The sequence below is a fragment of the Peribacillus sp. P4_D6 genome (assembly GCF_056401795.1).
This window is the reverse complement of record NZ_JBFUIQ010000148.1, coordinates 1-8,294: the sequence shown is the minus strand read 5'-3', so window position 1 is coordinate 8,294 and position 8,294 is coordinate 1. Positions and strand designations below refer to the sequence as shown.

Genomic DNA, 8,294 nt, shown 5'->3' with positions numbered 1-8,294 from the left:
GATATGGTGATGACCTGGCCAAATATCGCGGCTGGTCAAGAGATACAGTGGAATTCATTTCTAAGGTGTTTTTTGAGCTTGATTTTGTTACAATAGAGAATGGGTTAATTATGCTCACAACCAATGCGAAAAAACGCGATCTCAGTGAATCTGAATCGTATACAAGAAAGAAAGAGCAATTTGAGCTTGAACAAGAGCTTGTTTATTCTTCCTATCAGCAATTATTCGATTGGTTCAATCATTATTTAGTTCATGAGGCAACAGACCTTGAGGAGGAAACAAAGCAATGGATTTAAAGCAATATGTAACAATTGTGCAAGACTGGCCAAAACCGGGTATCGTCTTTAAAGATATTACAACATTAATGGATAACGGCGCAGCTTATAAATACGCAACAGACCAAATCGTCGAGTATGCTCGCGATAAAAATATCGACTTGGTGGTCGGGCCGGAAGCACGCGGATTCATTATCGGATGTCCAGTCGCATACTCATTGGAAGTGGGCTTTGCGCCAGTGAGAAAAGAAGGAAAACTTCCACGTGAAACGATAAAAGTCGAATATGGTTTAGAATACGGCAAGGATGTATTGACAATCCATAAAGATGCCATTAAACCGGGACAGCGTGTCCTGATTACCGACGATTTGCTTGCTACCGGGGGAACAATCGAAGCGACGATCAAGTTGGTTGAACAGCTTGGCGGAATTGTAGCAGGGATTGCCTTCCTTATTGAATTGACTGACTTGGATGGAAAAGATAAATTAGACGGCTATGATGTCTTGACATTAATGAGCTTTTAATAAAGGAGAGCACTCTGACCAGGGTGCTCTCTTTCTGTTTTTCCCATTTTAGCTTGATTTTGTCGAATTTCCAGTGAAAAAATGCACTATTCTTAATAAAATACACGTTTAACTCTTTACATCCTTGCCTTTTTTTTCGATAATAGTAATAATAAAGAGTTTTTCTGCTAATAAGTTTATTTGCACTTTTATCCGTTTAAGCGGATTTATTTTTTTTCGCAAAAATTGTCACGTTTTGCAGAATAAAGGGAAGTGCTACCAATCATACTCAATCCGGATCATATCCGGTGGCAGTTAAAGTGGGGTTAAGGTGATTAAATGGCTAATGATCAAATATTGACTGCCGAGCAGGTTGTAGAACGGGCCAGCTTATATCTTCAGCCGGAAGAAGCTGAATTTATTCATAGAGCGTTTAAGTATGCAGAGTATGCTCACCGAGAACAATTCCGTAAATCGGGAGAGCCGTATATTATTCATCCGATTCAAGTGGCGGGCATTCTGGCTGATCTTGAAATGGACCCTGCAACCATTGCGGCAGGTTTTTTACATGATGTTGTTGAAGACACGGAGATCACTTTGAAGGATATTGAAGAAAACTTCAGTCCTGAAGTTGCCATGCTTGTGGATGGCGTGACCAAGTTAGGGAAAATCAAATACAAATCACAGCAGGAGCAACAGGCGGAAAACCATCGGAAAATGTTCGTGGCGATGGCGCAGGATATACGGGTCATCTTGATCAAGCTTGCGGACAGACTGCATAATATGCGGACATTGAAGCATCTGCCGCAGGAAAAGCAGAGAAGGATATCGAACGAGACGCTGGAAATCTTCGCACCGCTTGCCCATCGTCTTGGGATCAGCACGATTAAATGGGAACTGGAAGATACTGCACTAAGGTATTTGAATCCTCAGCAGTATTACCGAATCGTCAACCTGATGAAGAAAAAGCGTGCAGAACGTGAAAATTATCTGGAAGAAGTCATTGATGAAGTGCGTAAAAACGTTGAGGAAGTCAACATTAAGGCTGACCTATCCGGCAGGCCGAAACATATATACAGCATTTATCGCAAAATGGCTTTGCAGAATAAACAGTTCAGCGAAATTTATGACTTGCTTGCCGTTCGGATCGTCGTCAATAGCATAAAAGATTGCTATGCCGTTTTAGGGATCATCCATACATGCTGGAAACCGATGCCTGGCCGATTCAAAGACTATATCGCGATGCCGAAGCCGAATATGTATCAATCGCTCCATACGACGGTGATCGGACCGAAAGGCGATCCGCTGGAAGTGCAGATCCGTACTTCCGATATGCATCGCATTGCCGAGTTCGGGGTTGCAGCGCACTGGGCTTATAAAGAGGGAAAAGATGTCGGCGAACAGCCTTCACTGGAAGAAAAATTGACATGGTTCCGGGAAATTCTTGAATTCCAAGATGATGCGACTAATGCCGAGGAATTCATGGAATCCCTTAAAATAGATCTTTTTTCTGATATGGTATTCATTTTCACTCCAAAAGGCGATGTCATCGAACTGCCATCAGGTTCCAACCCGATTGATTTCGCTTACCGGATTCATTCGGAAATCGGGAACAAAACGATTGGTGCCAAAGTGAACGGGAAAATGGTACCGCTGGATTATAAACTGAAAACTGGCGATATCATAGAAATCTTAACATCGAAGCATTCATATGGTCCAAGTCAGGATTGGCTTAAACTGACGCAAACATCTCAAGCGAAAAATAAGATCCGCCAATTTTTCAAGAAGCAGCGCCGGGAAGAAAATATCGAAAAAGGCAAAGAGCTTGTTGAAAAGGAAATCAAGGATATGGAGTTCGACCTGAAGGAAATCCTGGCTGCCGAGAATATCAGGCGTGTTGCGGATAAATTCAACTTCCTGAATGAAGAGGATATGTATGCAGCAGTCGGATATAACGGAATAACAGCCCTTCAGGTAGCTAACCGCCTTACCGAAAAATGGCGCAAGCAGAAAATGGTCGAGCAAGAAGCGGATATTTCTGAAGCGGTAGCCGATCTGAAAACCTTCTCCAATACATCTAAAAAACGTGACTCGGGCGTACAGGTACCAGGGATTGATAACCTGCTTATCCGCTTATCACGCTGTTGCAACCCAGTACCAGGGGACGAAATCGTTGGTTATATAACCAAAGGCCGTGGAGTTTCAGTTCATAGGCAAGATTGCCCGAACCTGGATAGCGGGGATGCCGATCATCGCCTTGTACCGGTTGAATGGGAAAGTACGATTAACGAACGCAAGGAATACATCGTGGAAATTGAAATCAGCGGCTATGACCGTCGCGGCCTATTGAATGAAGTCCTTCAAGCCGTCAATGAAACCAAGACCAACATTTCAGCGGTCTCGGGTAAATCCGACAGGAATAAGGTGGCGACCATTCACATGTCGATTTATATTCATAACATTGCCCATTTGCAAAAGGTTGTCGACCGTATTAAACAAATTTCAGATGTTTATTCCGTTAGAAGGATCATGAACTAAGGAGTTTTTATTGCCATGCGTGTTGTTTTACAACGTTCCAAAGCGGCAAAAGTAGTTGTCGCAGACCAAATAATCGGACAAATCGACAGCGGTCTCGTCCTATTGGTTGGTGTCACCCATGGAGATACGATCGATGACGCCGCCTATTTGGCCGAAAAGATTGTCAATCTAAGAATATTTGAAGATGAAAATGAAAAGATGAACCACTCACTATTGGATGTGGGAGGTTCGATTTTATCCGTTTCACAATTCACCTTATACGGCGATTGCCGTAAAGGCCGTCGACCGAACTTCATGGACGCCGCCCGTCCTGAAGAGGCGAATGAATTATATGAAGTATTTAACGAGGAACTCCGCAAAAAAGGCGTCCATACGGAAACAGGTCAATTTGGAGCCATGATGGATGTTCAGCTTACTAATGACGGTCCCGTCACATTAATACTCGAAAGCAAGAAATGACCTGCTGCGGCAGGTTTTTTTTGCAGAAAAGCCAGCTTCGATACGAAGCTGGCTTTTCTGGTCCTTATTTAAAATACCGCGCCAAGCCATTATAGATGGCCGATGTGATTTTTTCTTGATACTCATTCGATGTTAATGTCAATTCTTCCACTGGATTACTTAAATAACCTAGTTCAATGAGTGTAGCTACCCGTTTATTTTCACGAGTTACATGATAATCCCCGTATCGTGATCCGCGATTGGGCACCTGCATGGTGGAACCGATTGAATTGGCCAGTGTAGCCGCCAACGCACGCTGGTAGTCATGATAGTAATATGTGGTTATCCCGCTGGTGATCTGGTCCTTGGTGCTATCATAATGGAGGCTGATGAAAGCATCCGCATTATGTATATGAGAAGTGCTGACCCGGGAAGGGAGTGGAACATAGGTATTTCCGCTCCTGGTCAGGATCACTTTAGCTCCTGCCGCCTGAAGTTTGTCCCGCAGCAATTCTGCCGTTCGAATCGTCAAGTTTTTCTCAAGTGTTCCACCGACCCCGATTGTACCGCTATCCCTGCCGCCATGTCCGGGATCGATCACAATCGTTTTATCCTTTAGGTATTTCTCAACGCCAGGTCGTTGGATTTGCTCGGCATTCCCTTCAATCGTCACGATCCATCCTGCCACATAAGCTGTTTTTCCGCCCTTTAGTTTAATGGAATACCAATCGCCTTTCATACCTGATGCCGAGAACGTTTCACCTGCATTGGCCTGCTTTACAATCTCCGAGTTGCCATCCGGCTCACTTCTAAGGATCGTACCATCATGAATGATGGTAATCTTGTTTCCTTTTACATCAACCTTTTGTTCCTTAGCCGTTTGTTCAACATTCTCTTTTTCCAGGTACCAACTCACTACCCAGCCCTTTTTTGAACCAGAGAGCTGTATCTGTGTCATATTTCCCTTTGTTTGCAGCACGGCGTAAGTCTCATCCTTGTTCACCGAACCGATGACCTTGCTTGAGAGCGAGGCTTCTTTCCTGACATTTAAACCCGCAGCGGTCACCCTTGCAGTGGCGCCTGCCGTATCATTTTTCATATCTTCTTTATCTTCGCCTATTTGTATGTAAGGTTCAGCAACCCAACCGCGGGTTCCTTGGAAATCAATTTCCGCCCATTCATTTTCAACCCTGTAGACGGTCACTGACGTATTTTTATTCAGCTTTCCGAGAGCGGCACTGCTTGTTGACGGTTCCGAACGGACATTGAGCCGGTCCACCAAAGTTACTCCGGTTTTTACGGATTGATTCGTTCCTTTTTCCCTAGTTGAATCTTTCTTCGCTGCTATTTCTGATGCGGAGGGAAGCGTTATGTAGTCAGCAGAGACCCAGCCTTCGATATCCGCCGTTTTGACCTTTATCCAATTCTCATTCTTTTCAATGATGTCAACAAAAGTTCCTTTACTCAAGGACCCAACCGTTTGAAATGTAGTGCCGGGACCTGTTCGGACACGGACGGAGCTGCCTGATATCGTCCCTTGTCCGGATTCCTTTTTGACCTGATTGGTATCAGACCCTGTTTGTCTCTCCACTAACCAATTGGCAACCCAGCCCGTTTTGCCGGTTCCAATCCGGATTTCAATCCAGTCGCCATCTTCATTCAGAATGGGATACGATTCCCCTTTTGACAGTTTTTTTACGATAGGGAAACTGAGACCTGCACCTTCAMGGACATTGACCACTTGGGTCGTCACGATATTTTCCCCATCCTCTTTTCCAAAAGCGTGATGGACGGGGAAAATCGCTGAGAATATCAGCATCAGTGTCAGGCCGAATAAACCCGATTTCTTCTTCATAAGTTGTCTCTCCCTTTTAATGTCTATATGTATGTATTCTCGTTCAATGAAAATTTCCCTCTTTCCCTGTGCAAAAAACATTTTTTTTAGGAAAGAATAGAGCTTATATAACTGTAGGAGGGAAACCACATGAAATTCAGCGAAAAAGATCAAACGAGCTTAAGCGGAGGCAACCAAGTACTGGGTGTCGATTTTCACGATTTCATCCAAAAGGAACAAAGCGCAAACCTTGTTGAATTGGCATCCGAATTCGGGGTCAATGTCCGGACGATCAAAAATTTGAAAAAACGTTTGAACCAGTAAAAAGCGATAAATATCCTCAGTCTGCCTTGACATTTGATGTTAACGTCCGTATGATTATAAAATATCAGACTTATTACTGCAATAACCAATGATGGAGAAGAGTAATTAAGAAACACATGAAAAGAGAGGAAATGCMGAGGCTGAAAGCATTCCACATGATGACTTAATGAAAGAACCCTCCGTAGGCTTCACTCCGAACGGATTTACTTAATAGGAGATGGACGTAAAACAGGCGTTAACTGTTTTTGAGCGGGGGCACTTTTTTTGTGCTTCAACTAGGGTGGCACCACGGGATATCCAAACTCTCGTCCCTTGTAACATTTACGTTACAAGGGGCGGGAGTTTTTTGTTTGGAAAAAATCAGTATAGCGTGCCGAATAAGAAAGGGCGCTTTGCTTTAAAGGAGGAAACACATATGTCTATTCAGATTCCTAGAGGTACCCAGGATTTATTGCCTGGCCAAACGGAAATTTGGCAGTATATCGAGAACACAGCGCGTGATATTTGTCACCGTTACCAATATAAAGAAATCCGCACACCGATTTTTGAACACACGGAATTATTTTTACGTGGTGTAGGGGATACAACCGATATCGTTCAAAAGGAGATGTATTCATTTCAAGATCGCGGTGAAAGGAACTTAACCCTTCGTCCGGAAGGCACTGCATCGGTTGTAAGGTCATATATCGAGAACAAAATGTTCGGGTGGGCCAATCAACCGGTCAAGCTTTATTATATCGGGCCGATGTTCCGTTACGAGCGTCCGCAAGCAGGTCGATTCCGCCAGTTCGTTCAATTCGGCATCGAAGCTTTAGGAAGTAAGGATCCCGGAATCGATGCAGAGGTTCTGTCACTTGCGATGAACCTGTACAAGGAACTTGGTTTGAAAAAGCTGAAGCTAGTCATCAACAGCCTTGGTGATAAGGAAAGCCGGACAGCGCATCGCAATGCGTTAATCAAACATTTCGAACCACGCATCGGCGAGTTTTGCGGCGATTGTCAAAACCGCCTCGAAAAAAATCCTTTGCGTATCCTGGATTGCAAAAAGGATCACGATCACGAATTGATGAACACGGCTCCTTCCATCATTGAATATTTAAATGATGAATCCCGTACTTATTTCGAAAAGGTGAAACAGCACTTAAGCGATTTGGAAATCGATTTCGTCGAAGATCCGACTCTAGTGAGGGGCTTGGATTACTATAATCATACCGCATTTGAAATCATGAGTGATGCAGAAGGCTTTGGCGCCATCACTACACTTTGCGGCGGAGGCCGTTATAACGGGCTGGCTGAAGAACTTGGCGGACCGGAAACACCAGGAATCGGCTTTGCACTTAGCATTGAACGGCTGATTGCTGCCCTCCAAGCAGAAAACATCGAGCTTCCGATCAAAAAGGGAATTGACTGCTATCTTGTCTCACTAGGTGAAACAGCCAAGGATTATACCGTCAAACTTGCCTATCAATTGCGGAATGCCGGTTTTACCGTCGAAAAAGACTATCAAGATCGTAAAGTGAAAGCACAATTCAAATCAGCCGACCGCCTCGAAGCAAGATATGTGGCGACACTTGGGGATGATGAATTGGCAAATAATAAAATCAATGTAAAGTTCATGGAAACCGGTGAACAAGTCCAAATGGATCTTGCAACATTCGTTGAACAATTCAAAAAGCTACAGGCTTAAGGGGGAAATACCATGTTTGGCAGAACATACTTCAATGGTGAAGTGACAGAAGCAGCTATTGGTGAAAAAGTAACATTAAAAGGATGGGTACAAAAACGCCGGGATTTGGGCGGGGTCATCTTTATCGACCTACGTGACAGAAGCGGAGTCGTCCAAGTCGTATTCAATCCGGACATTTCGGCAGACGCGCTTGCCACAGCCGAAAAAATCCGTAATGAATACGTCCTTGATATCCAAGGGACCGTCATCAAACGTGACGAAGCCAACTTCAACCCGAACGTAACAACAGGGACCGTCGAAGTTCAAGCCGAAAACGTTACAATTTTAAACGAAGCAAAGACCCCTCCATTCATCATTGATGAAAGAACGGATGTATCAGAAGACATCCGCTTGAAATATCGTTATCTGGACCTGCGTCGTCCGGCGATGTTCGAAACATTGAAAATGCGCAACAAAACAACAAAAGCGATCCGTGATTACTTGGACGGTGAAGGCTTCCTTGATATCGAAACACCTATCTTAACAAAAAGTACACCTGAAGGAGCACGTGATTATTTAGTGCCTAGCCGCGTACACGAAGGGGAGTTCTATGCACTTCCGCAATCACCGCAAATCTTCAAGCAGCTATTGATGGTATCTGGTTTCGAACGTTATTATCAAATTGCCCGCTGTTTCCGTGATGAAGACTTACGTGC

Annotated in this window: 8 protein-coding genes and 1 other annotated feature; of the genes, 7 read left to right on the top strand and 1 reads right to left on the bottom strand. The window is 44.1% G+C overall.

Features of this window, described 5'->3' with window-relative positions; translation table 11 throughout:
- From AC1DVB_RS23490 to dtd, 4 genes are all read left to right on the top strand, one after another.
- Positions 1-296: single-stranded-DNA-specific exonuclease C-terminal domain-containing protein (locus AC1DVB_RS23490; protein ID WP_477591187.1), on the top strand; the 296-nt coding region annotated here is incomplete at its 5' end.
- On the top strand, positions 287-799 hold the full coding sequence (locus AC1DVB_RS23485) for an adenine phosphoribosyltransferase (protein ID WP_034308789.1): 513 nt from the start codon (positions 287-289) through the stop codon (positions 797-799). The genes AC1DVB_RS23490 and AC1DVB_RS23485, both read left to right, overlap by 10 nt.
- 318 nt (positions 800-1,117) lie before the next feature.
- Positions 1,118-3,316: a RelA/SpoT family protein gene (locus AC1DVB_RS23480; protein WP_034308787.1), complete on the top strand. Its 2,199-nt coding sequence runs from the start codon at positions 1,118-1,120 to the stop codon at positions 3,314-3,316.
- 15 nt (positions 3,317-3,331) lie between these two features.
- The gene (dtd, locus tag AC1DVB_RS23475; protein WP_477591185.1) at positions 3,332-3,775 is read left to right on the top strand and encodes a D-aminoacyl-tRNA deacylase; all 444 of its coding nucleotides are present in this window, start codon (positions 3,332-3,334) and stop codon (positions 3,773-3,775) included.
- A 64-nt stretch (positions 3,776-3,839) separates the two neighbouring features.
- Here dtd and AC1DVB_RS23470 read toward each other — a convergent pair whose 3' ends face one another.
- Positions 3,840-5,609: an SH3 domain-containing protein gene (locus tag AC1DVB_RS23470; RefSeq protein WP_477591183.1), complete on the bottom strand. Its 1,770-nt coding sequence runs from the start codon at positions 5,607-5,609 to the stop codon at positions 3,840-3,842.
- A gap of 129 nt (positions 5,610-5,738) precedes the next feature.
- Between AC1DVB_RS23470 and AC1DVB_RS23465 the strand changes: the two genes are divergently transcribed.
- The 3 genes from AC1DVB_RS23465 to AC1DVB_RS23455 form a co-directional block, all read left to right on the top strand.
- Positions 5,739-5,912, top strand: coding sequence for a hypothetical protein (locus AC1DVB_RS23465; protein WP_034308777.1), 174 nt, complete (start codon positions 5,739-5,741; stop codon positions 5,910-5,912).
- Positions 5,913-5,991: 79 nt separating this feature from the next.
- Positions 5,992-6,228: a binding site (T-box leader), on the top strand.
- Between the two features lie 99 nt (positions 6,229-6,327).
- The gene (gene hisS / locus AC1DVB_RS23460) at positions 6,328-7,599 is read left to right on the top strand and encodes a histidine--tRNA ligase (protein WP_477591181.1); all 1,272 of its coding nucleotides are present in this window, start codon (positions 6,328-6,330) and stop codon (positions 7,597-7,599) included.
- A 12-nt stretch (positions 7,600-7,611) separates the two neighbouring features.
- On the top strand, positions 7,612-8,294 hold a 683-nt coding region (locus AC1DVB_RS23455), incomplete at its 3' end, for an amino acid--tRNA ligase-related protein (RefSeq protein WP_477591179.1).